Origin of the sequence: Streptomyces niphimycinicus, assembly GCF_018883605.1 — a bacterium.
In the GTDB taxonomy this organism is placed as follows: Bacteria; Actinomycetota; Actinomycetes; order Streptomycetales; family Streptomycetaceae; genus Streptomyces; species Streptomyces niphimycinicus.
Genome location: NZ_JAHLEM010000225.1, coordinates 1 through 26,376, shown reverse-complemented (window position 1 = coordinate 26,376; position 26,376 = coordinate 1). Strand labels below are relative to the sequence as shown.

The 26,376-nt window shown below is 71.2% G+C and carries 20 protein-coding genes and 1 pseudogene; 9 read left to right on the top strand and 12 right to left on the bottom strand.

Going from position 1 to position 26,376, the window contains the following annotated elements; translation table 11 throughout:
• Positions 1 to 3: 3 nt before the first annotated feature.
• Positions 4 to 894: a proline iminopeptidase-family hydrolase gene (locus tag KN815_RS20770; protein ID WP_216343446.1), complete on the bottom strand. Its 891-nt coding sequence runs from the start codon at positions 892 to 894 to the stop codon at positions 4 to 6.
• Entirely contained in the window at positions 891 to 1,292 is a 402-nt protein-coding gene (locus KN815_RS20765; protein WP_253209128.1) for a nuclear transport factor 2-like protein, read from the bottom strand. The genes KN815_RS20770 and KN815_RS20765 overlap by 4 nt, the downstream gene beginning before the upstream one ends.
• Positions 1,293 to 1,545: 253 nt before the next feature.
• Between KN815_RS20765 and KN815_RS20760 the strand changes: the two are divergent.
• Positions 1,546 to 1,686, top strand: a pseudogene (locus KN815_RS20760) (N-acyl homoserine lactonase family protein); the annotation flags it as partial.
• A gap of 162 nt (positions 1,687 to 1,848) precedes the next feature.
• Here KN815_RS20760 and KN815_RS20750 read toward each other — a convergent pair.
• Positions 1,849 to 2,226 carry a nuclear transport factor 2 family protein gene (locus KN815_RS20750; RefSeq protein ID WP_216343445.1) on the bottom strand — a complete coding sequence of 126 codons (378 nt, stop codon included), beginning with the start codon at positions 2,224 to 2,226 and terminating at the stop codon, positions 1,849 to 1,851.
• Positions 2,151 to 2,618, bottom strand: coding sequence for a Scr1 family TA system antitoxin-like transcriptional regulator (locus tag KN815_RS50575; RefSeq protein ID WP_301184607.1), 468 nt, complete (start codon positions 2,616 to 2,618; stop codon positions 2,151 to 2,153). Before KN815_RS50575 ends, KN815_RS20750 begins: the two co-directional genes overlap by 76 nt.
• A 124-nt stretch (positions 2,619 to 2,742) precedes the next feature.
• Between KN815_RS50575 and KN815_RS20745 the strand changes: the two genes are divergently transcribed.
• The 3 genes from KN815_RS20745 to KN815_RS20735 all read left to right on the top strand — a co-directional run bounded on the left by KN815_RS20745 (position 2,743) and on the right by KN815_RS20735 (position 5,344).
• On the top strand, positions 2,743 to 2,958 hold the full coding sequence (locus KN815_RS20745; RefSeq protein ID WP_253209127.1) for a hypothetical protein: 216 nt from the start codon (positions 2,743 to 2,745) through the stop codon (positions 2,956 to 2,958).
• An 83-nt stretch (positions 2,959 to 3,041) separates the two neighbouring features.
• On the top strand, positions 3,042 to 4,151 hold the full coding sequence (locus KN815_RS20740; RefSeq protein WP_216343443.1) for a hypothetical protein: 1,110 nt from the start codon (positions 3,042 to 3,044) through the stop codon (positions 4,149 to 4,151).
• The gene (locus KN815_RS20735) at positions 4,148 to 5,344 is read left to right on the top strand and encodes a hypothetical protein (RefSeq protein ID WP_216343442.1); all 1,197 of its coding nucleotides are present in this window, start codon (positions 4,148 to 4,150) and stop codon (positions 5,342 to 5,344) included. Before KN815_RS20740 ends, KN815_RS20735 begins: the two co-directional genes overlap by 4 nt.
• Before the next feature lie 66 nt (positions 5,345 to 5,410).
• Here KN815_RS20735 and KN815_RS20730 read toward each other — a convergent pair whose 3' ends face one another.
• The 3 genes from KN815_RS20730 to glnA2 all read right to left on the bottom strand — a co-directional run bounded on the left by KN815_RS20730 (position 5,411) and on the right by glnA2 (position 10,842).
• Complete coding sequence (locus KN815_RS20730) at positions 5,411 to 8,647, bottom strand: bifunctional [glutamine synthetase] adenylyltransferase/[glutamine synthetase]-adenylyl-L-tyrosine phosphorylase (protein ID WP_216343441.1); 3,237 nt, start codon at positions 8,645 to 8,647, stop codon at positions 5,411 to 5,413.
• Positions 8,648 to 8,766: 119 nt separating this feature from the next.
• Positions 8,767 to 9,393, bottom strand: a complete 627-nt coding sequence (locus KN815_RS20725; RefSeq protein ID WP_216343440.1) for a maleylpyruvate isomerase family mycothiol-dependent enzyme — start codon at positions 9,391 to 9,393, stop codon at positions 8,767 to 8,769.
• A gap of 87 nt (positions 9,394 to 9,480) precedes the next feature.
• Positions 9,481 to 10,842, bottom strand: a complete 1,362-nt coding sequence (glnA2, locus tag KN815_RS20720; RefSeq protein ID WP_216343439.1) for a gamma-glutamylpolyamine synthetase GlnA2 — start codon at positions 10,840 to 10,842, stop codon at positions 9,481 to 9,483.
• A gap of 428 nt (positions 10,843 to 11,270) precedes the next feature.
• Here glnA2 and KN815_RS20715 point away from each other — a divergent pair, with 428 nt between their 5' ends.
• Both KN815_RS20715 and KN815_RS20710 read left to right on the top strand, forming a co-directional pair.
• On the top strand, positions 11,271 to 12,920 hold the full coding sequence (locus tag KN815_RS20715; protein ID WP_216343438.1) for a multicopper oxidase family protein: 1,650 nt from the start codon (positions 11,271 to 11,273) through the stop codon (positions 12,918 to 12,920).
• A gap of 205 nt (positions 12,921 to 13,125) precedes the next feature.
• Entirely contained in the window at positions 13,126 to 14,880 is a 1,755-nt protein-coding gene (locus KN815_RS20710) for an NAD+ synthase (protein ID WP_216343437.1), read from the top strand.
• Between the two features lie 292 nt (positions 14,881 to 15,172).
• On the opposite strand, the gene KN815_RS20705 is transcribed toward KN815_RS20710, so the two are convergent.
• The 4 genes from KN815_RS20705 to KN815_RS20690 form a co-directional block, all read right to left on the bottom strand.
• Positions 15,173 to 16,378, bottom strand: coding sequence for an MFS transporter (locus KN815_RS20705; RefSeq protein ID WP_216343436.1), 1,206 nt, complete (start codon positions 16,376 to 16,378; stop codon positions 15,173 to 15,175).
• 294 nt (positions 16,379 to 16,672) lie between these two features.
• On the bottom strand, positions 16,673 to 17,698 hold the full coding sequence (locus tag KN815_RS20700; protein ID WP_216343435.1) for an endonuclease/exonuclease/phosphatase family protein: 1,026 nt from the start codon (positions 17,696 to 17,698) through the stop codon (positions 16,673 to 16,675).
• Between the two features lie 175 nt (positions 17,699 to 17,873).
• Entirely contained in the window at positions 17,874 to 18,482 is a 609-nt protein-coding gene (locus KN815_RS20695) for a TetR/AcrR family transcriptional regulator (RefSeq protein WP_216343434.1), read from the bottom strand.
• A complete protein-coding gene (locus KN815_RS20690) occupies positions 18,479 to 20,104 on the bottom strand; it encodes an MFS transporter (protein WP_216343433.1) in 1,626 nt (541 codons plus the stop codon). The genes KN815_RS20695 and KN815_RS20690 overlap by 4 nt, the downstream gene beginning before the upstream one ends.
• 221 nt (positions 20,105 to 20,325) lie before the next feature.
• Between KN815_RS20690 and panB the strand changes: the two genes are divergently transcribed.
• The 3 genes from panB (at position 20,326) to KN815_RS20675 (ending at position 23,276) form a co-directional block, all read left to right on the top strand.
• Entirely contained in the window at positions 20,326 to 21,186 is an 861-nt protein-coding gene (gene panB, locus KN815_RS20685) for a 3-methyl-2-oxobutanoate hydroxymethyltransferase (RefSeq protein WP_216343432.1), read from the top strand.
• 258 nt (positions 21,187 to 21,444) lie between these two features.
• Positions 21,445 to 22,455 carry an ATP-binding cassette domain-containing protein gene (locus KN815_RS20680; RefSeq protein WP_216343431.1) on the top strand — a complete coding sequence of 337 codons (1,011 nt, stop codon included), beginning with the start codon at positions 21,445 to 21,447 and terminating at the stop codon, positions 22,453 to 22,455.
• A complete protein-coding gene (locus KN815_RS20675; RefSeq protein WP_253209126.1) occupies positions 22,452 to 23,276 on the top strand; it encodes an ABC transporter permease in 825 nt (274 codons plus the stop codon). The genes KN815_RS20680 and KN815_RS20675 overlap by 4 nt, the downstream gene beginning before the upstream one ends.
• Before the next feature lie 148 nt (positions 23,277 to 23,424).
• On the opposite strand, the gene KN815_RS20670 is transcribed toward KN815_RS20675, so the two are convergent.
• Positions 23,425 to 26,376, bottom strand: a 2,952-nt coding sequence (locus KN815_RS20670; RefSeq protein ID WP_216343430.1) for an ATP-binding protein, incomplete at its 5' end; no start/stop codon positions are given.

Sequence of the window (26,376 nt, the reverse complement as noted above, 5' to 3'; positions counted from 1 at the left end):
TCGTCAGGCGGTTTCCGGCGGACTCTGGTGCGTCCGTGCTTCGACGCGTGCCATGTAGTCCCGGATCAATCCGACATAGCCACGGCGCAGAGGTGGTTCCTCCAGATATCCCATATGAGCCGCCCCGGGCTGGGTCACATGTTCGGCGTCCGGTATGCGGTCGGCGATGTCGGCGAGGTGTGCGGGAACGCATTCGTCGAATTCCCCGCCCAGCACGAGGGTGGGGACGCGAATCCGGTCGAGTTCGCCGAATATGTCCCAGTCCTTGAGCGTGCCGGTGATGTGATAGTCCGCGTGCCCGATCATGGTCCGGAAGGTCGGCATGCTCATGAGTTCCGGATCGAGTCGCATCGTGCCGGTGCGCAGCACGCAGGCGCGGACATATTCCGCCTGGGCGGCCCAATAGTCGGGGTCGTTTGTCTCGCCCCTCAGTTCACGGCCGTAGGTGCGGTCCAGTACATTGCCCGGGAGCGCCCTCATGAGATCCCGGACCTCCGTCTCGAAACGGTTCACACTGGCCAGTCCGTTCGCGCAGATCAGACTGGTCCAGTCCGGATTCCGCTCCGCGGCATACTGAAGGCCGAGCATGGCCCCCCAGGAATGCCCGTAGACATGAGGGCTTTCCAGGCAAAGACCTTCACCGACCGCACCGAGTTCATCGAGAAAACGGTCCACGGTAAGCAGCGAGACGTCGTCGATCGGATCCGAACGCCCGACGCCGAGCTGGTCGTACCAGATCACCTCGCGTTCGTCCGCGAGCGGCTCGAATGCCTCGAACAGCGGGTCGCTCGGGTAGCCGGGCCCGCCGTGCACAAGAAGCAGAGGCACGCCCCCACCCCCCGTCCTGCGGTACCAGACCTCGCCTCCGGGTACGGAAACTTTCCCTTCCCTCATGCTCCACCCGCCTCGTACGCGTATTCCTCGATGCGGTCGATAAGGTCCCCGCGAAAACGGAAATACATCGCCGCGTGAATCTCGCTGCGGCCCCCATCGGGGGTGAGCAGGTGGAGCACCTGCTGCTGGAGAACCTCATCGCCGTTCCAGAACTGGCGGGTGATGTCATAGCGCATTGAAGTGACCTTGGGCACAAGGCTTTCCAGCCGCTTGAGCTTCTCGTCCAGCGCCTGCTCTCCCGTGCCGTCGTTGTGCCATACGGTGGCGCCCTGGGTGCACATCGTCCGTACAGCGCTGAAGTCGAAGCTTTCCAGTAGATGCAGACATCGGATCGCCTTCTTGTCGATTTCCCGATTCATATCGAGCGTTCTCCAGTTGATCTCGTCGAGCGAATACACGAAAAGGACTGTGTAAGCAGGAATGCAAACCTGCTTGAGCGCGCCGGATATGGAACGCGGCCGATCCCCAATATAGGGAGACGGAACCGCAAAAGTAAGGCTTGACTTACTCGACCGCCTCAGGCAGTGCGATTCCCCTCGAAAATGCCCCTTGCACATCTGGTGCGCGAGGGATACGCAAGAAATGACCCAGCCGCTCTGCCCTCGGCAGACCGCCGAGCGAGCAGGCCGCGCACCGCGCGACCATGACGGGATGGCCAACGACATCTCCGTGCGCCGCCTCGACCTCGGCTACTTCGTCCGCCCCGCCTCGGAAACGGGCGGGCCGGAGCCACGGGTCGAACCGGTGCTCGCCTATCTGGTACGGCACGAGCGGGGGCTTCTCCTCCCCGACGTACTTGCCGCCCAACGCAAGGAACGCGCCCGCATCCGCAGCGAGAAGGGCATCCGCTGGGGCGGACGCCCCCTCAATGCCGCAGCCTGACCGACCGCGAACCGCAGCCCCGGAGTGCCGAAAGGGACAAGTGCACGAGAAGGACAGCGACAGAAGGACGATTCAGGAGGCGGACGGCTCGATCTCCCCCGCAAAGACGATGACCTGGTCGATGAGGCTCCGCCGCAGATGGACGACGTCCGTTCCCGCCAGGCGGGGGCCTCCACCCGGCGTGGTGAAGACCCACTGGTACCGGGCCCACTCGCCAGGCATGTCCACCGCTGAGCAGCGCACCATCGTGCCGGTCCCCGCCGGGTGGCGCCGGATGTCCAGCACGAACCGCTCGACCGCCGCGATTCCTTCGCTGCGACCCAACGGCCCCCAGAAGACCACGTCTGAGGTCAGGGCCTGGGAGAGCAGGGCAGTCACATAGCTGTCGTCCGAGGCGTTGAACGCGGAGATGAACGTGTCGATCGCGGAGCGTGCCGTCTCTTCCTGCATGTCTCAGTAATACCAGCCGTTGCGCGTGCGCTCGTCCCGCGAGCCGCCTTCAAGCGTTTTCGGAAGGGGTACCCGGAGGGGCCGTCAGTCCGGCCGGGTCCCGGCCCAGGGCCGCAGGAGCCGCCGCCGGGGCCCACCACCACCGGCCTCAGCACCGGAACGAACGGGTGCCCCGGGCGGTCAGATGCTTTCCGGCAATTGGTCGCAGTCCCCCCCGCTTTACCCCCCCAACCTCCGGTCGTGAGGGCTCGCGCGTACTCGGGGGTCTGGAGCACCCCCGGCACGTACATCCACCGGAACGAGTGGTGAGCCACCGAAGTCGTCTCGAGCTCCGCGAGATCGTGAGCGCTCTGGGAGAGCGGGGATAAAGGGCCGCTTCCGAAGCGGGTCACCGGCCGGTTCAATGCCTGGATGGTCGGGCTGCGGTCCTCGCCGCGGTGGGGGCGGTGGGTGAGGGCGCGGCTGACGGTGGTGACGTATACGGGGCGGCGGTCGGGGCAAACCTTCAGTACGCCGGTGGCCTATGAGCGTGCCGCCGATGTCGTCACGATCCGCGTCGCCATGCCCGAACGGAAGCTGTGGTGGCGGAACTTCACCGGTGAGGGCGGGCCGATGGCGCTGGATCTGGACGGGGGCGAGCGGGCCGGGCACGGGGTTGCCCGGGTCGATGGGAAGGGGCGCGTCACCATCACGGTGCGGCTCGACGGGCCGCCCGCGTCGAACGGCCGCTGACGTCTGCGGAATCGCCATGGCCCCTTCACGCCGCGTGCGGAGCCGCTGAGTAGGATCGGCGGCCACACGGGGGAAGGGCATCAATGAAGAAGTTGTTGGGCGGCGCGCGCCGCCGGGCGGCTCTGGTCGGGGGCGCCGTCGTGGTGCTGGTGGCGGCCGGGGCCGGCACCTGGGCCACGGACACCTGGCCGTTCGACGGGAAGGACAGCTACTGCTGGGGCGCCTGGAAAGAGGACAGCGGGCCGGGCTTTCTGAGCCGCGAGGCGCTGGACGAGGACAACGCGAGCCGTACGTCCAAGGAGACCGCGCCGACGCCACGGCGGCAGCGCGGGCGGTGCACCGTGTCGCTCCACTCCGAGCGCTTCAGCAGCGACGGCGACAAGGTCGTCGAGAAGACCGAGGTCACGGTCGACTACGGCCCCGCGCCGGAGAGTGCCGCGCGGCGTATGGAGTGGATCGGCGGATATCTCGGCGACCGGGCGATGCCGCTTCCCGACTCGCTGCCGGGCGTCAGCGACGGCCGGAGCGGGCTGCTGGTGCTGCCCAAGGGGTGCGACACCCACGACGGGCGGCCGACCGCGGTCACGCTCGACTCGACGGCGGAGAGCGTCTACAGCGACTCCACCATGCCCGGCGACGCCGGGCTCGGCGGCTCCCCATCGGTGGCCCGGCTGCTCGTCGCGGTCGCCAACCACGCGATGGAGAAGGCGGGTTGCGCCCCGGACCAACCACTCGAAGTCGACTCGCCCGTGCTCACGCTGCCCGAGAGCCGCGAAACGTTCTTCACCCGCGCCTGCCGGATCAGGGGGCTGGAGCTGGGCGAGGAGGCGGAGGATCTCGCCTACCAGGTCGGCCCGGTCACCCGCGATCTCCAGTCCTGTTCGGTGCGGCAGGTACGCGGTGACGGGCGGTACTTCGACGCCCTGATGGTCGCCGAGCCGCGGCTCTCCGCGCTGTTCGACGGGGCCACCGGCAGCAAGGCGCCCGCACGCGGCTGGCGCGGTACGGGAGTCTTCGCCGACACCTACAAGGTCGTACGGGCCGACTGCGCGGGGCGCCCGTTCACCGTGCTGATGCTCGCCCCGTCGCTGCATGAGACGAGACCGTACTTCGCCGCCTTCGCCAACGCCGTCGCGCGACGCGTCGGTTGCGCACCCGTCGCACCCGTCGCACCAGGGGGATCCGACCGATGAGCGACTCCGAGAACGACAACAGCGACGAGCGCACGGCGGGCGACAAGCACGTGCCCCTGCACGAGCGGCGCCGCCCCTGGTGGCATTGGCAGCGCCTGACCGGCAGTCGGCCGCGGCTGGGCGTGACCATGGGCGTCATCGGGGTCGTCGCCGGGGCGCTGCTCGGTGGCGCGGGCGTGGCCTGGCAGGCCGAGGCGGGGCCGTTCGCGGACGACCGGGCCTGCTGGGGGGCCTTCGGCCAAGACGACGCGGCGGCGCTGTTCGAGGGCAGAACCGGTGGCAAGGCGGACGTCAAAAGCTCCGAGGTGCCCATCACCAGCGATCGCACCGGCGCCGAGGGCTCGTCCGGCCAATGCCTGCTGACTGCGGACGGCTCGCGGATCACCGTCCAGGCGCATCAGTTGGACACCCGGTTCGGCGGCGCGGGCGATCAGTGGGCCGATGAGTTCCTGTCCGCGCGGCTCACCCCGCTGGGCGGCGGGCTGCTGGGCATGGCCTCGGACACCCGGGCCTGGCTCGCGGTGCCCGACGGCTGCATCGGCCGACCGCGTGACGCGGACGTCAACGGCGGTCCGACCGTGATCGACATGGCGACCGGCTGGACGATCTACGACGACGAGGTCGGCACGGAGGCCCCCGATCGACTCGCCCGTGCCGTGGTCAGGCTGGTCAACCACTACATGGCCGAGAAGGGGTGCACGGGCACCATCGCCGATCCGACCGGCCGGATGCCGGAGCCACCACGGTTCCTGGACGAGCAGAAGGACGCCATGTGCGGCGTCAAGGGGCTGCCGCTCCCCCGCGGGTACGGGAGCGGTTCGCTGGGCCGCACCCTGGTGACCCGGGGCGCGGGGCCGGTGCGCACCTGCGACCGCCGGGTGCTCTTCCACCATCCCGAACTGCGGCTGATGACGGTCGAGGATCCCCGGCTCGCGATGCTCTACGAGCGGCTGTCCAGGGACGGCGCCAAGGACCCGGTCAAGGCCGGTGACCAGGACGGATACGGCTTCGTCCGCGACGACATGGGGATGTTCCAGGCCGAGTGCCAGACCGGTCCGGTCACCTTCCTGATCCGGGCGGACAGCGCCCGGCGCCCCGCCGACATCCGTACGCTCCTCCCCCGCTTCGTCGCGGCGGAGGCGGATCGCATCGGCTGCGGGCCCCTGCACATCACGGTGCCCGCGAAGGGGTGAGCCGGGGCGCCGGGGGCGGGGGCGGGTCCGCCCGGACCCGCCCCCGCCCCAGCCCCCGTCCCCGCATCAGCTCTCGTAGTCGTAGAAGAGCCGCTCCACCACCGCCCGCGCCCGGCGGGTGGTGCGGCGGTAGTCGTCCAGCGTCTCGCCGACGTGGCCGGGGCCGTAGCCCAGGTAGCGGCCCACGGCGGCCAGTTCGCGGACGTCCGTCGGAAAGGTGTCGCCCGCACGGCCGCGGACCAGCATGACGGCGTTGCGGACGCGGCTGGCGAGGACCCATGCCTCATCCAGGGTCTGGGCGTCCTCGGTGGAGATCAGCTCGGCGGCGTGGGCGGCGGCCAGGGCCTCGCGGGTGCGGGTGGTGCGCAGCCCGGGCTCGGCCCAGCCGTGCCGCATCTGGAGCAGTTGGACGGTCCATTCGACATCGCTGAGACCGCCGCGGCCCAGCTTGGCGTGGGTGGTGGGGTCGGCACCGCGCGGCAGCCGCTCGGACTCCATCCGGGCCTTGAGCCGCCGGATCTCGCGGATCGCGTCCTCGCCCAGCCCCTCGGCCGGATACCGCAGCGGATCGATCAGCTCGATGAACCGCCTGCCGAGCCCGGGGTCGCCCGCCACCGGCTCGGCGCGCAGCAGCGCCTGGCTCTCCCATACCAGCGACCAGCGGCGGTAGTAGGCGGCGTACGAGCCCAGCGTGCGCACCAGTGGCCCGGACTTGCCCTCGGGGCGCAGATCGGCGTCGATGAGCAGGGGCGGGTCGGCGGTGGGAAGCTGGAGCAGCCGGCGCATCTCGTTGGCCACGGCGAAGGCGGCGCGGGCGGCCTCCTGGTCGTCGGCCCCCTCGCGCGGCTCATGGACGAAGAGCACATCCGCGTCGGAGCCGTAGCTGAGCTCATGGCCGCCGAAGCGGCCGAGGCCGATGACGGCGAAGCGGGTCGGCAGCTCATCGCCCCAGGTGTCGCGGACGGCGGCGCGCAGGGCGCCGGCGAGGGTCGCGGCGTTCAGGTCGGAGAGGGCGTCGCCGACCATGTCGATCAGCGCGGCGGCGTCCACGGGCGGTTCGGCGGCGGGGGCGGCGGGCCGGGCCGGCACATGGGGTTCGGATTCCCGCAGGGCGCTGGGGACTTCGGGGGTCCTGCCCGGCGCGGGGGCGGGCGCCGTGACCGCCGCTCCCGTGGCCCGGCCCGGCGTCCGCTCGTCCGACAGCGGCCAGCTCACGGTGGGGCGCACCTCGCCGTTGGCCAGCCGGGCGCTTTCGATGACGTCCGCGGCCGCCGTACGGAACATCTCGCGCCGCCGCACCCCGCGGGCCACCGCGACCGCCTGTTCGGCGCCGTCGGCGCGGCCGACGGCGGCCAGCACCTCCTGCTCCAGATGGGCCCGGCCGCGCGGGCGCAGCCCCTCGGGGTCGCCGAGCAGGGCGACCGCCTCGGGGGCGCGCAGCAGCAGATCGGGGGCGAGCCGCCCGGCGGAGAGCACCCGGGCCAGGTTCTCGGCGGCGGCGCCCTCGTCGCGCAGCAGCCGCAGATACCAGGGCGTCTTGCCGAGCGCGTCGGAGACCTTGCGGAAGCCCAGCAGCCCGGCATCCGGGTCGGCGGAATCGGCGAACCAGCCCAGCAGCACAGGCAGCAACGTACGCTGAATCGCGGCTTTCCGGGTCACACCGGACGCCAGGGCCTCCAGATGGCGTAGCGCACCGGCCGGGTCCGCGTACCCCAGGGCGGTGAGGCGCTGACCGGCCGCCTTGGGGCTGAGCCGGATCTCGCCGGGCTGGAGCTGGGCGACGGCGTCCAGCAGCGGCCGGTAGAAGAGCTTCTCGTGCAGCCGCCGCACTTCGCGGGCGTGCCGCCGCCAGGCGGTGCCCAGTTCGGTCACCGGCTCGGTGCGGAATCCCAGCGACCGGCCGAGGCGGCGCTGATCGGCCTCGCCCTCGGGCATCAGATGGGTGCGGCGCAGCCGGTAGAGCTGGAGGCGGTGCTCCATGGTGCGCAGAAAGCGGTACGCGGCATCCAGCGCGGCGGCGTCGGTGCGCCCCACATAGCCGCCCGCGGCCAGCGCCGCGAGCGCGTCCAGCGTCGTACCGCTGCGCAGCGACTCATCGGACCGTCCGTGCACCAACTGGAGCAACTGGACGGCGAACTCGACGTCGCGCAGCCCCCCGGGGCCCAGCTTGAGCTCGCGGTCGACCTCGGCGACGGGGATGTTCTCGACCACCCGGCGGCGCATCTGCTGCACATCGGGGATGAAGTTCTCGCGCTCGACGGCCTGCCAGACCATGGGCGCGAGGGCGTCCACATACGCCTGGCCGAGCGCGGCGTCGCCCGCCATCGGACGGGCCTTCAGCAGCGCCTGGAACTCCCAGGTCTTGGCCCAGCGCTGGTAGTACGCCAGATGGCTGGAGAGGGTCCGCACCAGCGGGCCGTTGCGCCCCTCGGGGCGGAGGTTGGCGTCCACGGGCCAGATGGTGCCCTCGACGGTGACATCGGAGCAGACGCGCATCAGCCGGGAGGCGAGCCGGGTGGCGGCCCGCACCGCCTCGTCCTCCTGGACCCCATCGACCGCCTCCGCCACGAAGATCACGTCCACATCGGAGACGTAATTGAGCTCGCGGCCACCGCATTTGCCCATGCCGATGACGGCCAGCTTGCAGGCGGCGGCGTCCTGCGGCTGCTCCTCGGCGGCGATCTCCAGCGCGGCCCGCACCGTGGCGGTCGCCAGGTCGGCGAGTTCGGCGGCCGTCTGGGTGACGTCGATGGTGCCGCACACATCGCGGGCCGCGATGGCCAGCAGCGCCCGGCGATAGGCGACGCGCAGCGCGTCGGCCCGGGGCAGCCCGGCCCCGGGCGCGCCCCAGACGCCCTCGGCCAGGGCCCGCTCGAACTCGGGGGTGGCCGGATGCAGATCGGCCGACTCATAGGTCACCAGGGCGTGCCAGTCCCCCGGATGGCGGGCGAGGTGGTCACCGAGGGCCTCGGAGGCGCCGAGCACCCCGAGCAGCCGGTCGCGCAGCGGTTTGGCGGTGACGAGCGTGTCCAGCAGCGCCTGCCGCGAACCGGCCCGCTGCCCGCCGTTCGGCTCCCCCGCCTCCCCCTCGTCCTCCGGCAGCGCCTCGGCCAGCCGTACGAGCCCGAGCAGCGCCAGATCCGGGTCGGCGGTGGCGCCGAGCGCCTCGAGCAGCACCGAATCGCTGCGCACCGCGGCCAGCTCGGGCGCGTCCAGCAGCCGCTGGGCGGCCGAGGCGTCGGTGAAACCGTGCCGCAGCAGCCGGGTGACATTGCTGCTCCTGCGTCCCTGCGGTACGGACATCCCGCCGCCTCCCGTCCCTGGTCGACTCCGCGCCGTTCGACCACGCGCACACCGGTGATCAAAGGCGCCGCTGACGAGCCTAAGCGACCCCAAGGGCGAAGCGGCAGGTCCGGGCGGGGTCAGGCGACGACGAAACGGGCCCGCGGCGCGCCGTGGAGACGGCCGGGCGGGATCCGGCGGCCGTAGGCGACCAGGAGGAGGTCCTGGGCGGCTCCGGTCAGCTCGGCGCCGGTGCCGTAGGACCAGTCGAGGTCGTCGGCACGGAGCCGGACCCCGTCGAGGTCGGCCCCGAAGAACTTCAGGCTCTTGGGGTTGACCGTCCCCAGCAGGACGCGGAGCCGCTCCTCGGGGACCCGGCGGTCGATCCCGAGGGCGACGGTGATGTCCAGGCCGTGGATCACATCGTGGCCCAGCGCCGTCTCGATCCCGCCGACCGGCGGCTTCCAAGGGTGGTCGGCGTGGTCCCTGAGGAACGCGGCCAGTTCGCCGGTCGAGGCGGTGGCCGCGTCCTTACGGGCGAGCCGGTCGGTCATCCGGTGAAGGCCGCCGCGCGCCTTGGCCAGCTCCCACAGCACCGCGGGGAGCGGATACCGGAACCCCATGGACATATGCGCCGCGACCTCCCGCACCCGCCACCCCGCACACAGGCTGGGCGCGTCCCACTGCTCGGCCGTCAGAGTGTCCAACAGGTCCGCCAGCTCCCGGCGTTCGGCCGCGATCGCTCTTCTGATGTCCACGAGATCCATGAGCTCAAGGATTTCGGCAGTGCTGCCATAAGTCCAAGAGCCCATGGTTCTCGCAGCCAGAAGCGACGGTTATGGAACGCTCGGAGATCAGAGAACCGGCAGCATCTTCCGCAGTTCGAACGGGGTCACCTCGGAGCGGTACTCCTCCCACTCCTGCTTCTTGTTGCGGAGGAAGAAGTCGAAGACATGCTCCCCGAGCGTCTCCGCGACCAGTTCGCTGCGCTCCATCAGGTCGATGGCCTCGCCCAGGTTCTGCGGCAGCGGTTCGATGCCCAGGGAGCGGCGCTCGGCGTCGGAGAGGGCCCAGACGTCGTCGTCGGCGCCGGCCGGGAGTTCATAGCCGCCCTCGATGCCCTTGAGCCCGGCCGCGAGGAGTACCGCGTAGGCCAGGTAGGGGTTGGCGCCGGTGTCCAGGGAGCGGACCTCGATGCGGGTGGAGCCGGTCTTGCCGGGCTTGTAGAGGGGGACGCGGACGAGGGCGGAGCGGTTGTTGTGGCCCCAGCAGATATAGGAGGGGGCCTCGCCGCCCGCGCCGGCGGTGCGCTTGGACCCGCCCCAGATGCGCTTGTAGGAGTTGACCCACTGGTTGGTCACGGCGGAGATCTCCCCGGCGTGGCGGAGCAGCCCCGCGATGAAGGAGCGGCCCACCTTGGAGAGCTGGAACTCGGAGCCGGACTCGTAGAAGGCGTTGCGGTCGCCCTCGAAGAGGGAGAGGTGGGTGTGCATGCCCGAGCCGGGGAATTCGGAGAACGGCTTGGGCATGAACGTGGCCTGTACGCCCTGCTCCAGCGCGACCTGCTTCATGACCAGGCGGAAGGTCATGATGTTGTCGGCGGTGGAGAGCGCGTCGGCGTAGCGCAGATCGATCTCCTGCTGGCCGGGGGCGCCCTCGTGGTGGGAGAACTCGACCGAGATGCCCATCGATTCGAGCATGGTGATCGCCTGACGGCGGAAGTCCATGCCGATGTTCTGCGGGGTGTGGTCGAAGTAGCCGGAGGAGTCGGCGGGCACCGGGCGGCTGCCGTCCACCGGCTTCTGGTTGAGCAGGAAGAACTCGATCTCGGGGTGGGTGTAGAAGGTGAAGCCGAGGTCGGAGGTCTTGGCGAGGATGCGCTTGAGGACGAAGCGGGGGTCCGCGAAGGACGGTGAGCCGTCCGGCATCAGGATGTCGCAGAACATCCGGGCGGTCCCGGGGGCCTCGGCGCGCCAGGGCAGGATCTGGAACGTCCCGGGGTCCGGCTTGGCGATCATGTCGGATTCGTAGACCCGGGCGAAGCCCTCGATCGCGGAGCCGTCGAAGCCGATGCCTTCGTCGAAGGCGCCCTCGAGTTCGGCCGGCGCGACGGCCACGGACTTCAGGAAGCCGAGCACATCGGTGAACCAGAGCCGCACGAACCGGATGTCGCGCTCTTCGAGCGTGCGGAGCACGAACTCCTGCTGCTTATCCATGGTCCCCTATCCTTGCAGGTCAAACGGCTCTTTTCGCGGGCGCGGGGCACCTTCCGCAGCCCAGTATCACGCGGTGGGATTTCACGGAGGTTTCGTCCGGGCTCTCCGGCTCTCCCCTCAGCTCACCTCGATGTGTGCATCGTACTTTCACCCGGCCGGTCCCGGCTCCGGGCGTTCCGCGCGCACCGTGGCGCCTGCGGGAGCTCCATACCCCTTGGGGGTAGGGTGCCGATTATCACGATGATCAAACGGTCAGATGATCTGAACGGTCAGATGGAGGCGGCGGTGCACCAGAGCCCCTCACCCCACAGCCGACCGCTGATGCCGCGTCGCATAGAGCGGCGCGTCGGCCGCCCGCCCTTCCGGCGGGGCGGCGGACGCGCCGCCCCTCACGCATCCGGCACACATCAGCATTGGGGTACCGACTCATGCACGAAAAGACTCGCCGTGCCGTGCTCGGCACGGGCATCGCCGCCGCGGGCAGCGGTCTGCTCGCGGCCTGTGGCTCCCCCGGCCCCCACCCCCGGGCCACGGGCCACAGCGGTATGGAAAGCAACACGATGGGCGCCCCCGCCCGGGCCGGCGCGCCCGCGGAGGACGGCCCGGCGGAGTACGTCTCCCCGCACGGCCCGGAGGTCGCCGCGACCGAGCGGCGACGGGGCCCCGGCCCGGTGCGGACGTTCCGGCTCACCGCCACCGCCACCACCCTGGACATCGGCGCCCGCAAGGTGGCGTCCTGGGCGTACGAGGACCAGGTGCCGGGCCAGGAGATCCGGGTGACCGCGGGCGACACGATCGCCCTCACCCTCGCCAACAACCTGCCGCAGCCCACCACGCTGCACTGGCACGGCATCCGGCTGCGCAACGACATGGACGGCGTCCCGGGGGTGACCCAGCGTCCGGTCAGGACCGGCGCCGCCTTCGACTACCGCTTCACCGCGTACTACCCGGGCACCTACTGGGTCCATCCGCACTCGGGCGTCCAACTGGACCGGGGGCTGTACGCACCGCTGATCGTGGAGGATCCGAAGGAGCCGCTGAAGTACGACAAGGAGTGGGTCGTCGTCCTCGACGACTGGCTCGACGGGGTGGGCGGCCGCACCCCGGACATGGAGCTCGAACGGCTGGGCGGCGGCAAGGGCGGCCACTCCATGGGGGACGGTTCCATGGGGGACGGTTCCATGGGGGACGCGGGCAAACGGGCCGCCAAGGGCGCCGCGAAGCGCGCCGCGGCCCGGCCCGCGGCGCCGAAGAAGGCCGCGCCCGCCGCGCCCATGGAGAGCGAGCTGCTGGGCGGCCACGCGGGCGATGTCACCTACCCCTACTACCTGGTCAACGGGCGCAGCCCGGAGTCCCCGCAGGTCTTCCGCGCCAAGCGCGGCGACCGGATCCGCATCCGCCTCATCAACGCGGGCGGCGACACCGCCTTCCGCGTCGCCCTCGGCGGCCACCGGATGACCGTCACCCACACCGACGGCTACCCGGTCGTACCGGCCAAGACCGACGCGCTGCTGCTGGGTATGGGCGAGCGCTACGACGTGCTGGTCACCGTCAAGGACGGGGTCTTCCCGCTCGCCGTGCTCGCCGAGGGCAAGGGGCGCTCCGCGATGGCGGTGCTGCGCACCCGCGGCAAGAGGCCCGTGAAGTTCCCGCGCCCCAAGGAGCTGGACGGCGAACTGCTCACCGCGGACCGGCTGAAGGCGGCGGAGGACGTACGCCTGACGCCCAAGGAGCCCGACCGGATCATCCGGATGCGGCTCACGGGCTCGATGCGGCGCTGGGACTGGGCCATCAACGGCCGGCCGTACGACCCCACCCAGCGCTATCCGGTGCGGGCCGGTGAGCGGGTGCGGATCACCTTCATCAACGGCACCGACATGTGGCATCCGATGCATCTGCACGGCCACACCTTCGGACTGCCGGACGGCGGCCCCCGTAAGGACACCACGATCCTGCGGCCGCACCACAAGGTGAACGTGGACCTCGACGCCGACAATCCGGGGCTGTGGATGGTCCACTGCCACAACGTCTACCACTCGGAGTCCGGGATGATGACCATCCTCGGCTATCAGAAGTAGCCGCTACCAGAAGTAGCCGCGGCGCCCGGGAAGGCCCGGCCCCCGGAGGCGAAGGGGCCGGGCGGGTTCCGCCCGGCGCCGCCGTCCGGCGTGAGAGGGCCGCCGTCCGGCGTGAGGGGCCGCGTCCGGCGCGGGAACGCGTGAGAGGGCGTGAGAAGGCAGACACCCCCGGCTATCGCGTCAGACAGACGATTACACTGGGCGCGTGCCTCAACTTCGCCTCGCTCTGAACCAGATCGACTCGACCGTCGGAGACCTCGACGGCAACACCGAGTCGATACTCCACTGGACCCGGCACTCCGCCGAGCAGGGCGCCCATCTGGTGGCGTTCCCCGAGATGGTGCTGACCGGCTACCCCGTCGAGGACCTGGCGCTGCGCTCGTCCTTCGTCGAGGCGTCGCGCGCGGCCCTGCACTCGCTCGCCGAGCGGCTGAACGCCGAGGGGCTGGGCGAGCTGCCGGTGGTCGTCGGCTATCTCGACCGCAGCGAGCGCGCCCGGCGCTACGGCCAGCCGGCCGGCTCCCCGCAGAACGCGGGCGCGGTGCTGCACCGGGGCACGGTCGCGCTGACCTTCGCCAAGCACCATCTGCCGAACTACGGCGTCTTCGACGAGTTCCGCTACTTCGTGCCCGGCGACACCCTGCCCATGGTGCGCGTCCACGGCATCGACGTCGCGCTCGCCATCTGCGAGGACCTGTGGCAGGACGGCGGCCGGGTGCCGGCGAGCTGTTCGGCCGGGGCCGGGCTGCTGCTGTCGATCAACGCCTCGCCGTACGAGCGGGAGAAGGACGACACCCGGCTGGACCTGGTGCGCAAGCGGGCCCAGGAGGCGGGCTGCACCACCGCGTATCTGGCGATGATCGGCGGCCAGGACGAGCTGGTCTTCGACGGCGACTCGATCGTCGTGGACCGGGACGGCGAAGTCATCGCGCGCGCCCCGCAGTTCGCCGAGGGCTGTGTACTGCTCGACCTCGAGCTGCCCGCCGCCGACCCGGACTCCGTCCCGGAGGGGGTGGTGGACGACGGGCTGCGCATCGACCATGTCACCCTCTCCGCCGACCCGCTGCCTGGTTACGAGCCGGAGCTCGCGGGCGGCGAGGCCGAGCGGCTCGGCGACGACGAGGAGGTCTACACGGCGCTGGTCGTGGGGCTGCGGGCCTATGCGGCGAAGAACGGCTTCCGCAGTGTGCTGATCGGGCTCTCCGGCGGGATCGACTCCGCGCTGGTGGCCGCCCTCGCCTGTGACGCGGTCGGCGCGCAGAACGTGTACGGCGTCGCGATGCCCTCGCGCTACTCCTCCGAGCACTCCGTCGCCGACGCCACCGAGCTGGCTCGGCGCACCGGGCTCAACTTCCGCACGGTCTCCATCGCCCCGATGTTCGACGCCTATATGGAGTCCCTCCAGCTCACCGGGCTGGCCGAGGAGAACCTCCAGTCGCGGCTGCGCGGCACGATGCTGATGGCGATCTCCAACCAGGAGGGCCATATCGTCCTCGCCCCGGGCAACAAGTCCGAGCTGGCCTGCGGCTACTCCACGCTCTACGGGGACTCGGTCGGCGCGTACGGCCCGATCAAGGACGTCTACAAGACCTCCATCTTCCGCCTGGCGAAATGGCGTAACCGGGCGGCGGAAGAGCGGGGCCAGACCCCGCCCATCCCCGAGAACTCGATCACCAAGCCGCCGAGCGCCGAGCTGCGCCCCGGCCAGGTCGACACCGACTCGCTCCCCGACTACGAGATCCTCGACCGGATCCTGGAGCTGTATGTCGACCGTGACCAGGGGCGTCAGGACATCGTGGCGGCGGGATACGACGATCCGCTGGTGACCCGGATCCTGCGGCTGGTGGACACCGCCGAGTACAAGCGCCGGCAGTACCCGCCGGGCACGAAGATCTCCGCGAAGGGCTTCGGCAAGGACCGGCGGCTGCCCATCACCAACCGCTGGCGCGAGCGCACGTGAGCCTGTGGGCTACGCGTGGTTCTACCGTGCGTACTGGGCGTCCAGGAACGTCCTGATCAGGCCCAGCCACTCGGCGGGCGCCTCCACGAACGGCAGGTGGCCCGCAGGGGCCGCGGAGGCCGAGCCAGCCCCTCCGGCGTTTGAGGAGCGGGGTCCAGGGGCGGAGCCCCGGTTCCGGGTCTGGGGCGGAGCCCCGGTTCCGGGTCTGGGGCGGAGCCCCGGCGGGGGCCGGGGTCGGGTCCCGGTTTCGGGAAGGGGCGGGTTGGGGACAGACCCGCCGGACCCTCGTAGCTCAGCCCACCTCGGACAAGTGCGGCATCGACTCGCTGCTCGCAACGACCCGCGACCCGCCCCCCGGAACCCGGTCACTCCGCCCCGCGATCAGCGCGATCGCCAGACCGATCACCGCGAGCACCGCACCGACCAGCGTCGGGGACGTCCAGCCCCAGCCCGCCGCGATGGCGACGCCGCCCAGCCACGCGCCACCCGCGTTGGCCAGGTTGAACGCGGAGTGGTTGGAGGCGGAGGCCAGCGTCGGGGCGTGCTGGGCCTTGTTCATCACCAGCATCTGCAACGGGGTGGTGGTCATGAAGCCGACCGCGCCGAGCACCACGACCGACAGCAGCGCCGCCCACTTCACATGCACCGTGAAGTCGAAGGCCACGAGCGTGACCGCCAGCGCCGCCAGCGAGCCGTAGAGCGTCGGCCGCAGTGCCCGGTCGGTCAGCGGACCGGCGATCAGGGCGCCCAGCGTCATGCCGATGCCGAACAGCGCCAGCACCAGGGTGACCGTCGACTCACCGAAGCCGGTGACCTCGGTCATCATCGAGGCGAGGTAGCTGTAGACGGCGAAGACACCGGCGAAGCCGAAGACGGCGGTGAGCAGTCCCAGGATGACCTGCCGGTCGCGCAGCGCGCCGAGCTCCTGGCGCAGTCCGCCGTGCTGTTCGAGGGAGACCTGCGGGACGAGCCGGGCGAGCGCGCCCATCGCGACCACGCCGATCGCGGAGACCACCAGGAAGGTGGCGCGCCAGCCGAGGTTCTGGCCGAGCAGGGTGGCCACGGGGACGCCGACGATATTGGCTATGGTCAGCCCGAGAAACATGGTGGCGACCGCGCGGGCCCGCCGGTCCTCGGACACCAGCCGCGAGGCGACCACCGCGCCGACGCCGAAGAACGCGCCGTGGGGCAGCCCGGCGAGCACCCGGCCCGCGATCAGCAGCCCGAAGTTGGGGGCGAGGGCGGAGGCGAGGTTGCCCACCGTGAAGAGCGCCATGAGCAACACGAGCATCCGCTTGCGCGGGATCCGGGAACCGAGGGCGGTCAGCAGCGGAGCGCCCACCACGACGCCGATGGCGTAGGCGGAGACGAGGTATCCGGCCGTGGGCACCGAGGTGTGGAGATCGTTCGCGACATTGGGCAGCAGGCCCATCATCACGAACTCGGTAGTACCAATGCCGAAGGCGCTCACAGCAAGGGCGAGCAGGGCCAGGGGCATGAGAGACCTTTCAAACGAAGGAGAAACGTGCACAGGATGCGTATGTTCTCTAGCTGAACAAAGTCTCTCACGCTGGATGTTCCCGAGGAGATCCCCAAGATGAACAGGACGTAAGATCTCGCCGGACGGACCGTGAGCCGGGTCACCCGCCAAGGTTCACCAGGCAGGGTTCATCGCCCCGTGTTCATCCCCGCGTGTTCATCCGCCCGCGTTCACCCGCCAGGGTTCATCCCCCCGCGTTCATCCCCCCGCGTTCACCCGCCCCCATTCATTCGCCCGGATTCATCCGCGAGCTCAGTAGTCGAACGACGCCGCCAGCGGAAGGTGATCGCTTCCGGTCTTGGGCAGCGCCCACGCCGCGACCGGATCCATCCCCCGCACCATGATCTGGTCGATCCGCGCCATCGGGAACGAGGCGGGCCAGCTAAAGCCGAAGCCGTCGCCCGCCGCGCCCTGGGCGGACCGCATCTGCGCGGTGACGGGGGCGAGCGCCCGGTCGTTCATGGTGCCGTTCAGATCGCCGAGCAGGATCACCTTGCGGAGCGGCTCCCGGGAGATGGCCTGGCCCAGTACCTCGGCGCTGGCGTCGCGCTGCCCGGCGGTGAAGCCCGCGTTGAACTTCACCCGCACCGAGGGCAGATGGGCCACATAGACACCGACCTCGCCGCGCGGTGTGGCGACGGTGGTGCGCAGCGCCCGGGTCCAGCCGAGCTTGAGGTCCACCGGCTTGGTGCCGGACAGCGGGTACTTGCTCCACAGCCCCACCGTGCCCTGCACGGTGTGGTACCGGTAAGTGCCTGCCAGGGCCCGCTCGTACGTGGGCACGGCATCGCCCGTCAGCTCCTCCAGCGCCACCACATCGGCGCCCGATCGGGCCACGTCCTCGGCGGTGCCCGTCGAGTCGGCGTTCTCCGCGTTGACGTTGTGGGTGACGACGGTCAGCTCGCCGCCGCTGCCGGACTTGTCGGAGAACATCGCCCCGCCGAAGAGGTTCAGCCAGACGCCGACGGGCAGCACCAGCGCGAGCACGGCGCTCGCCGACCGCCGCACCAGGCCGAGCACCAGCAGCACCGGAAGGACCAGGCCCAGCCACGGCAGGAAGGTCTCCAGCAGGGAGCCGAGGTTGCCGACCCGGTTGGGGATCTCGGCGTGGAAGATCATGACCAGCGCGAGCAGGATCGCGATCGCCGCCAGCACCAGTCCGCGCCGCCAGATGCCGCGATCGTCCCGGAGCCGGTGGAGCAGGCGGCCGATCCGGGAGCCCGATCGCCCGGGCGTGTCCCCGGGCTGTCGTGTCTCCTGTGTGTACGCCTGCGTCATTCGTCGTCCCTCACTGCCTCAACTGCCGCGCCTTGGCTACGACCCTAGGTGATGACCAGGGCTTTTCCGGACGCCCCCCGGGGGGCGTCTCCCATCCGAGGACGTAGGGTCGGCGGCCGCGAGTTCCGCATCCCGGCCCGGGAGGGGGTGTTGTGACACAACAGGCACAAACCGCTCAGCGGCGTGGGGAGACCCCTTCCAGGACCGTGTCGACGATCCGCTCGGCCAGCCCGTCGGGGAGTTCCTTCCACTCGTGGAGCATGGCGCGGGCCAGCATCGGGCCGGTGAAGAGGTCGGCGAGCAGTTCCAGATCCACATCGGCGCGGATCTCACCGCTCTCCCGCCCCCGCCGCAGCACGGCGCGCAGGGTCGCACGGCGGGCCGCGATGACGTTCTCGTCGTAGGCCCGCCACAGCTCCTTGTGCGCGTGCATCTGGGTGATGACGCTGCGCAGCAGGGCGGAGTGGCGCTTGGCGAGCCCGCGGCGGCGCATGAACTCCAGGACGGTGACGAGGTCGTCGCGCACCGAGACCCCGGCCGGCTCGGGGCTCGGCTCCTCCAGGGAGCGCAGCACATCGAGCATCAGGGCGTCCTTACCGGGCCAGCGGCGGTACACGGTGGCCTTACCGACGCCCGCCTCGCGGGCGATCCCCTCGATCGACAGCCCGCCGACCGAGGCGCCCTCCTCCAGCAGCCGCAGCGCGGCCTCGATGATCGCGGCGTCGGTGGCGGGGCTGCGGGGCCGGCCGCGGAGTTTGGGCGCGGAGCTCTCCGGTGCGGTCATCGGTCGGCCGACGCCTCCTTCCGCGGATGCGGGCGCCCGCCGCCGGGGGCCTGGCCGGAGGCGCCCTTGCCTGGCAGGAAGGCCAGTACGACCAGCGCGCCGAAGAGGGCGACGCCCGCCGAGCCGAGCGCGGTGACATGCATGGCGTGGACGAAGGCGTCCTGCGCGGGGCCCACCAGCTCCTGGCCCCTGGGCCCCAGCTTCTCGGCGACGGCCAGGGTGGCCTCGACGGACTCGCCCGCCGAGTGCTGTACGGAGTCGGGCAGTCCGGGCACGGCGGCCAGGGTGTCCCGGATGCCCTCGCGGTAGGTGGAGGAGAGCACCGAGCCGAGCACGGCGACCCCGAGCGCGCCGCCGACCTGCCGGAAGGTGTTGTTGAGCGCCGAGCCGGAGCCGGCCTTCTGGCGCGGCAGCGCCTGCATGATCGCGGTGGTCACCGGCGGCATGATATGCGCCATTCCGGCCCCCTGGGCGAAGAACAGCAGCTCCAGCACGACGATCGGGGTGTCCACGCCCAGCAGCAGGAACCCCGACATGGTGGCGGCCACCAGCAGCATGCCGCCGGTGCACACCGCACGGGCGCCGAACCGCTCGACGACCAGCCGGGCACGCGGGGCGAAGATCAACTGTGCGACGGCCAGCGGCAGGATCAGCAGCCCGGATTCCAGCGCGCTGTAGCCGCGCACGCTCTGGGTGTAGAAGACCATGAAGAAGGTCACGCCCATGAGGGCGAAGAAGACCAGGGCGACGGCGGCGATGGCGGCGGAGAAGGCCGGGTTGCGGAAGTAGCCGATGTCGATGGCCGGATGGTGGCTGCGCTTCTCGTGCAGTACGAACAGCACCAGGACGGCGAGCCCGGCGCCGACGGAGCCCAGCACCTGGGCGTCGGTGAAGTCGGCGAGCTGGCCGCCCTTGATGATGCCGTAGACCAGCAGCACGAGCCCGACGACGGACAGCAGCACGCCCAGTGGGTCGACCCGGCCGGGCGCCGGGTCCCTGGAGTCGGGGACGAGCACCACCATCGCGATCAGTCCGACGATCACGATCGGCACATTGACGAAGAAGACCGAGCCCCACCAGAAGTGCTCCAGCAGCAGTCCGCCGGTGATCGGCCCGATGGCGATGGCCAGCCCCACCGCGGCGACCCAGATGCCGATCGCCTTGGCCTGCTCCTCGCGTTCGAAGACATTGACCAGGATGGCGAGGGTCGCGGGCATCACAAAGGCGGCGCCGAGCCCCATGAGCGCCCGGAAGCCGATGAGTTCACCGGGCGAACCGGAGAAGGCGGCGAGCACCGAGCCCGCGCCGAACACCACCATCCCGCCGAGCAGGACCTTCTTACGGCCGATCCGGTCGCCGAGGATCCCCGCGGTGAACAGCAGCCCGGCGAAGACCAGCGTGTAGGAGTTGATCGCCCACTCGAGCTGGCTCTGGGTGGCCCCGAGCCCGGTGGGCTTCGGCGAGGCGATCGTCTTCATCGCCACGTTGAGTATCGAGTTGTCGAGGACGACGACCAGGACGCTGAACATCAGGACGACGAGGATCGCCCAGCGTCTGCGGTAGATCGCCTCGGGGACGCCGGACCCGTCCGGGGCGCCCTGGGTGCTGGATGGGGAGGCCATGCCGCCCAGGTTAGACGACTTACGATACGAGACCGTATCGTATTGGAAGATCTTTGCGAGGCTTTTGGCCGACGGCCCGGAGCGGGCCCCTTGAGAAGGTGGTCAAGGCCACCGCCCGGGGGATCCGGGCCCACTTTCGCCCCGGCAGGAGCCGTGCCAGCATGGGGTTGGTCCGGGGACGCCGTCAGGGCGCCTCGAGATGATGAACAGGAGCCGTAGCGATGACGCACGTCAGCCCTGCGCAGAAGCAGTCCGAGAAGGCCCTCTACGGGGGCACCAGCTCCCGCCGCATCACCGTCCGTGACATCGCGGCCGCCAAGGAGCGCGCCGAGAAGTGGCCGATGCTCACCGCCTACGACGCGATGACCGCGTCCGTCTTCGACCAGGCGGGCATCCCGGTGCTGCTGGTCGGCGACTCGATGGGCAACTGCCACCTGGGCTATGAGTCCACCGTCCCCGTCACCATGGACGAGATCGCGCTGCTCTCCGCCGCCGTGGTGCGCGGCACCCGGCGCGCCCTCGTCGTCGGCGATCTGCCCTTCGGCTCGTACCAGGAGGGCCCGGTGCAGGCGCTGCGCAACGCCACCCGCCTGGTCAAGGAGGCGGGCGTGGGCGCCGTGAAGCTGGAGGGCGGGGAGCGCTCGGCCCAGCAGATCGAGCTGCTGGTCCAGTCCGGCATCCCGGTCATGGCGCATGTGGGGCTGACCCCGCAGTCCGTCAACGCCTACGGCGGCTACCCGGTCCAGGGGCGCGGCGAGGAGGCGGCCCAGCAGTTGCTGCGGGACGCCAAGGCGGTGCAGGACGCGGGCGCCTTCGCGGTCGTCCTGGAGCTGGTCCCGGCCGAGCTGGCCGCCGAGGTGACCCGCTCGCTGCACATCCCCACCGTCGGCATCGGCGCCGGGTCCGAGTGCGACGCCCAGGTCCTGGTGTGGACGGACATGGCGGGCATGACGGACGGCCGGGTGCCGCGCTTCGTCAAGCAGTACGCACAGTTGCGCCAGGGGCTGGGCGATGCGGCGCGGGCCTTCGCGGAGGATGTCGTCGGCGGAACCTACCCGGCCGAGGAGCACTCCTTCCACTGAGCAGGTCGGAAGAAGTCCGCTACGGTTCGATGGCGCCCCGAAGGGGCGCGGGGCTGTGTCGATGTGCGGCTCCGCCGCGTGGGCGCGACCAGCCACGACGGCGCAGCAGACGGCCGACAACGCATCACGGCACTTCCAGCGGAGCGCTTAGGTACCACGAGCCACTGCGGTACAACGACAGCCCGCCGATCTTCCCCCGTCGGCGGGCTGTCTGCCGCTTGTCGGCGGTCTGTCGGTGACGGCTGCCATCCTGGGCGCATGACGCGGGAACAGAGGATCAGGGATGGCAACGCCGTCGAAGTACGGGGGCTGGTCAAGCACTTCGGTGACACCAAGGCCGTCGACGGAGTGGATCTGGACGTGCCGGAGGGCACCGTCCTGGGTGTGCTGGGCCCCAACGGCGCCGGTAAGACGACACTTGTCCGCTGTCTGTCCACCCTGCTGGTGCCGGACGCCGGCACCGCGGTGGTGGCCGGGTACGACGTGGTGCGCCAGCCCCGGCAGTTGCGCCGCACCATCGGGCTGACCGGGCAGTACGCCTCGGTCGACGAGAAGCTCCCCGGCTGGGAGAACCTCTACATGATCGGGCGGCTGCTCGATCTCTCCCGCAAGGAGGCCCGGGCGCGGGCGGATGCCCTGCTCGAGCGGTTCTCGCTCACCGAGGCCGGCAAGCGGCGCGTGTACTCCTACTCCGGCGGTATGCGCCGCCGGCTCGACCTGGCCGCGTCCATGATCGGCCGGCCCTCGGTGCTCTATCTGGACGAGCCGACGACCGGTCTGGACCCGCACTCCCGTAACGAGGTGTGGGACGAGGTCCGGCGGATGGTCGCCGACGGGGCCACCGTGCTGCTGACCACTCAGTACATGGAGGAGGCCGAGCAGCTCGCCGACAACCTGACGGTGGTCGACCGGGGCAGGGTCATCGCCGAGGGCCGGGTGCACGAGCTCAAGGCCAAGGTCGGCGGCCGCACCCTGAAGATCCGCCCGTCCGACCCCGGCGAGGTGCACCGCATGGTCGGCGCCATCACCCAGGCGGGTCTGGACGGCATCGGCGGCGCGACCGCCGATGTGGAAGAGGGCCAGGTCGCGGTGCCCATCGCCAGCGACGAGCAGCTCACCGCCCTGATCGGTCTGCTCGGTGAGCGCGGTTTCGCGATCGCCGGGATCGACACCCATATGCCCAGCCTGGACGAGGTCTTCCTGGCCATCACCGGCCGGAAGGCGTCCGCACCACAGGACGACAAGACGCTGGAAGAGGTCGCCGCGTGAGTACGGCCACGATGACCGCGCCCGTACCGGGAAAGAGCGACGGCCGGATCGGCCCCCGCGCCAATCTGCGCCACATCGGCGCGCTGGTGCGGCGCAACGCCCTACAGATCAGGTACCAACCGTTCGCGATGTTCGACGCCCTGGCGATGCCGATCGTCTTCGCGCTGCTGTTCACCTATGTCTTCGGCGGCGCGATGACGGGCGGCAACCGCTCCGAGTACGTGAACTACTTCATTCCCGGTCTGATGGCGATGGGCGGGCTCAACATCGCGATGTCGATCGGCAGCGGCGTCAATGACGACTTCAACAAGGGCGTCATGGACCGCTTCCGCACCCTGCCGATCGCCCGCTCCTCGGTGCTGATCGCCAAGCTGGTCGTGGAGTGCGGCCGGATGCTGGTGTCCACCCTCGTCCTGCTGATCATGGGCTTCATCATGGGCTTCGAGCTCAAGACCGGGCCGCTGGAGCTGTTGGCCGCGGTGGCCCTGGCCGTGCTCTTCGGATCCTCGCTGACCTGGATATTCATGCTGCTGGGCATGTCGCTGCCCACCCCGCAGGCGGTCAGCGGCATGGGCTTCCTGGTGATGATGCCCCTTCAGTTCGGCTCGTCCATCTTCGCCCCGACCGCCACCATGCCGGACTGGCTGCGGTCCTTCACCGAGTACAACCCGCTGTCCCGGCTCGCGGACGCCGCACGGGCGCTGACCAGCGGCGATGGCGCGGTGGCCGAACCGGTGACGGTGACCTTGAGCTGGACGGTGGCCATCACGGTGCTCGTGGCGCCGCTCGCGGTGCGCAAGTTCCGCAACAAGACCACCTGACGGTCCACGGACCACCTGACGGTCCACGGTCCCGATCCACCGGCCGGGCGCGCCCTACGGGGGGGCGCCCGGCCGGTCGCCGTGTCGTCGCTCCCCATGCTTCCCCGGCCCGCTCCCCGTGCTTCCCCCGGCCTGCTCACCGGCCCGCTCAGACCAGCGCGACGGCCTCGTCCAGGGTGAGGCCGCCGCCCTCGGCGTGGACCCGCTCGTACGCGGCGTCCCCCAGCTCGGCCCGCAGCGCGGCCTCGGTACGCTCCCGACCCGCCCGCTCACTGGCGGAGACCCGGTACTGCTGGGGCTTGCGCAGCGCGTCGTACGCCCCCAGCAGCCGCGCCGCCCGGACCCGCGCCGCCCCGCCGAGGCCGCTCAGCGCCTCGGCGGCGGTCAGCAGATGGGTCACCGGGATGAACGGCGCGACCATCTCGGCCATCCGGCCGCTAGCCTTCGCCAGCGCACCGCGCACGGTCGCCAGGGCGTCGCCCGGCCGTCCCTCCAGCAGGTCCAGCCAGGCCAGCATCCCCTCCACCATGCCCTCGAACATGCGCAGCGCCCGGTGCTCGAACTCCCCGTGCAAGGTGGACAGAAGGGTCCGCGCCTCCGCGAGGCGGCCCGTGGTGCCGTAGCGCTGCGCCAGATGGATCCGGGCGTACGACAGCGCCTCGGCACCCGCGTGCTGCCCCAGCTCGACCACCTCGCGCAGCATCCGCTCGCCCTCGGCGGCCTTCTCCTCGTCGCCGAACTCCACGAACAGCCCGGCCAGCCGGGACCGGAGGAACGTCACCTGATCATGGGCCCCGAGCTCCTGGGCGCAGCGGATCGCCGCGCGGTAGTCCGCGGCCGCGGCCGCGCCCTCGCCGCGCCTCTCCCAGGTCTCGCCGCGGCCGGCCAGCGCCTCCGCCTCGCCCCATACGTCACCGAGCCTGTGGAAGATCGCCAGGCTTTCGTCGGCGTCGCGGGTGGTCGCGTCCTGGTGCTCGCCGCTCCGCTCCCGGTAGAACTTGGGACGCAGTTGGAGGGTGAACGCCAGCTCCCATGCGTAGCCCAGCTCCCGGCAGGTGCGCACCGCCTCGTCGGCCATCTCCCGCAGCAGGACGAAGTCCCCCTTGAGGATCACCGCGAAGAACCACAGGATGCCCGGGAGACGGCAGGTCTGGGGCAGCCCCGGCCGGTAGGCGGAGACGATGCCCTCCAACTCGCGCTGGGTGTCGTCGCCCGCCATGGCCTGGAGGTCGCCGTCGATGTTGGCCAGTGCGTACAGCCGCACTCCCCGCCGCGCCTCCACCAGCAGCTCGGGCGCCATCGGCGGCGGGTCGGCCGTGCAGCTTACGTGCAGCGGCGGGGCGGGGGCCACGGGCGGTGCGAAGGGGCTCGGCCCGAGCTCGGCCGCGATGGTCGCCCACTGGCGTGCCTCGCCGCGGTGGCCGCGCAGATGCCAGAACCAGCCGAGCGAGAGCACCAGGCACAGCGCCTCCTGCTCGTCGCGGGCGGCCACGGCCCGGCGCAGCGCGGTGCGCAGATTCTCGTGCTCCGTCTCCAGCCGGACCAGCCAGTGGCGCTGTGCGGGACCGCGCAGCAGCGGATCGGCGGTGCGGGCCAGCTCCCGGTAGGCGACCAGATGGCGCTGTTCGACCGCGGCCCGCTCGCCGGACTCGTCCAGCCGCTCGGCCGCGTACTCGGCGACGGTCTCCAGCAGCCGGTACCGCATCTCGCCGTCCGCTCCGGGCTCCGGTCCGGGCGCGGTGACGACCAGCGATTTATCGACGAGGGAGCCGAGCAGTGCGGCCACATCGCGGGGCTCCACGGCCCCGGCGCGGTGTCCGTGTTCAGCGTGTTCTGTGTCTTCTCTGTCTTCTTCGGGAGCTGCGCGCACCGCCTCGGCCGCGTCCGCGCACACCGACTCCGCCTCGGTCAGACCGCAGCCGCCGGCGAAGACGGACAGCCGGGCGAGCACGGTGCGTTCGGGGGCGTCGAGCAGGTCCCAGGACCAGTCGACGACGGCTCGCAGGGTCTGCTGGCGGGGCAGCGCCGTACGGCTGCCGCTGGTCAGGAGGCGGAAGCGGTCGTCGAGGCGGTCGGCGAGCTGTCGTGGGGTGAGCAGCCGCAGCCGTGCGGCGGCCAGTTCGATCGCCAGCGGCAGTCCGTCGAGGCGCCGGCAGATCTCGGCGCACGCGGCCGGATCGTCCTCGGTACGGAAACCGGGCCGGGCCGCCGCGCCCCGGTCCTGGAGCAGCCGCAGCGCCACGGGGTCGGGCAGCGGCTCCACGGGGCGCACCAACTCGCCCGGGACGGCGAGGGGTTCACGGCTGGTGGCCAGGATGGTGACCCCGGGGCACTGGGCGAGCAGGGACTCGGCGAGGTGGGCCGCGGCCGCGACGAGGTGTTCGCAGTTGTCGAGGACGATCAGCATCCGGCGCGGGGCGCAGTGCTCGATGAGCCGGGCGCGCGGATCGCGCACGGCCGGGTCGGTCGCGACGCGCAGCCCTTCGGGCGAGGTGCCGAGCAGGACCGTCTCGCGCCCCCCGACCGCGCTGAGCACCGTCTCCGGAACGGTCTCGGGGTCGTCGACGGGCGCCAGCTCGGCCAGCCACACCCCGTCCGGCCAGTCGGGCGCGAACGATTCGGCGGCCTCCTGGGACAGCCGCGTCTTCCCGGCGCCGCCGGGCCCGAGGAGGGTGATCAGCCGGTGGCCGGACAGATCGCCGCGCAGGGTCGCCAGATCGGTCTCGCGGCCGACGAAGCTGGTCAGCCGGGCCCGCAGATTGCCACCGCCGCCACGGGCAGGGGCGGGGGCGGAGGCGGAGGCAGGGGCGGGGCGCGGCGGAACCGGGCCGGGCGGTACGGGAGAGCCCTCGTGGGCCGCCGCCAGCAGCTCGGCGTACAGCCCCCTCAGCTCCGGCCCCGGATCCGCGCCCAGCCGCTCGGCGATCTCCGTACGGATCACCTCGTACGCGGCCAGCGCCTCCGCCACCCGGCCCACGTCCCGCAGCGCCCGGATGCGCAGCGCGTGCAGCGGCTCGTCCAGGGGGTGGCCGTCGCAGAGCCCGGTGAGCGCGGGGAGGGCCTGGGCGGGGCGGCCGAGGGCGAGGTCGGCGGCGAGCCG